The sequence below is a fragment of the Oleiphilus sp. HI0043 genome (genome assembly GCF_001634935.1).
In genome coordinates this window covers 1-1281 of the sequence record NZ_LWEY01001274.1, presented here as the reverse complement: position 1 = coordinate 1281, position 1281 = coordinate 1, and the positions used below count along the sequence as shown (strand labels likewise).

Here is a 1281-nt window from a genome sequence, read left to right as displayed (position 1 = left end):
AAAGATATTAGTCAGGAACAGGTCGAAGGGGTAATGATCGAGTTTCTGGAGGCTGTCGGATCCCAAACGGGTATGGGAATCGGTTCTGATGAGTATATCAAGAATATGCTGACAGAGGCTTTAGGTCAGGACAAGGCGGATAGCTTAATTGACCGAATTCTTGTTGGTGGTAATACAACTGGTTTAGATACGCTTAAATGGATGGATGGTCGTGCTGTAGCGGAGCTTATACGTTATGAGCATCCACAGATTCAGGCCATTGTATTGTCATATCTTGAATCAGATCAGGCTGCTGAAGTGCTAGGCGTATTAGACGAAAAGGTACGTCTTGACGTTATTATGCGTGTCGCTTCTCTCGAAAGCATTCAGCCACAGGCTTTGCAAGAGCTGAATGATATTCTCGAAAAACAGTTCTCGGGTAACGCTGCGACTAAGACCAGTAAGATCGGTGGTGTCAAGTGTGCGGCAGATATTATGAACTTTATTGATACAACTATTGAAGCCGACTTGATGGATAGTATCAAAGAAGTTGATGCTGAACTCGGTACTGAGATAGAAGAGCTGATGTTTGTCTTCGATAATCTCAAGGATGTTGATGATAGAGGGATACAAACGCTCCTCAGGGAAGTCTCCTCAGATATTCTTATTGTTGCACTCAAGGGTGCTGATACTGAATTACAAGAAAAAATCTTTAAGAATATGTCTAAGCGTGCTGCCGAATTACTCCGTGATGACCTTGAGGCGAAAGGTCCTGTTAAGGTGAGTGAGGTAGAAGGTGCGCAGAAAGAGATACTCACCATTGCTCGACGCTTGTCTGAATCCGGTGAAATTGCGCTGGGCGGATCTGGCGAAGCGATGATATAGCATGAGTGACAAAAACAAGCGTGTCCCTTTAGGTGAACTGAGCGCCTACGAACGCTGGGAGCTGCCGAATATTGGCGATCCCGGTCGTGCGGCTAGTCAGGCAGAAAACGCCAGAAAGGAGAAAGTCAAACCACCGACTGCACAGCAAATTGAATCAATAACTAAGCAGGCATATGACTCCGGCTTTGAAGAAGGCCATCGAGATGGTTTCGCTAAAGGTTCAGAGGACGGTCGTGCTGCGGGTCATGCAGAAGGTTTGGAGGCCGGTAAAAGTGAAGGTTACGAACAAGGGGTTGCCCAAGGCCAGGGTGAAATTGCCGAAAAATTGTCACAGCTAGATGCCCTAATGAACCAGTTGGTTAACCCCATTCAGCAGCAACAGCAAGTCGTTGAAGAGGCGATGTTAAATGTTGCGGT

The 1281-nt window shown here is 46.4% G+C and carries 1 protein-coding gene and 1 pseudogene; both read left to right on the top strand.

Annotation, left to right across the window (positions count from 1 at the left end; translation table 11 throughout):
• Positions 1–864 (top strand): flagellar motor switch protein FliG (gene fliG / locus A3729_RS16600; protein WP_068634091.1); only part of this gene is annotated, 864 nt, incomplete at its 5' end.
• A gap of 1 nt (position 865) precedes the next feature.
• Positions 866–1281 (top strand): annotated as a pseudogene (locus A3729_RS16595) (hypothetical protein); the annotation flags it as partial.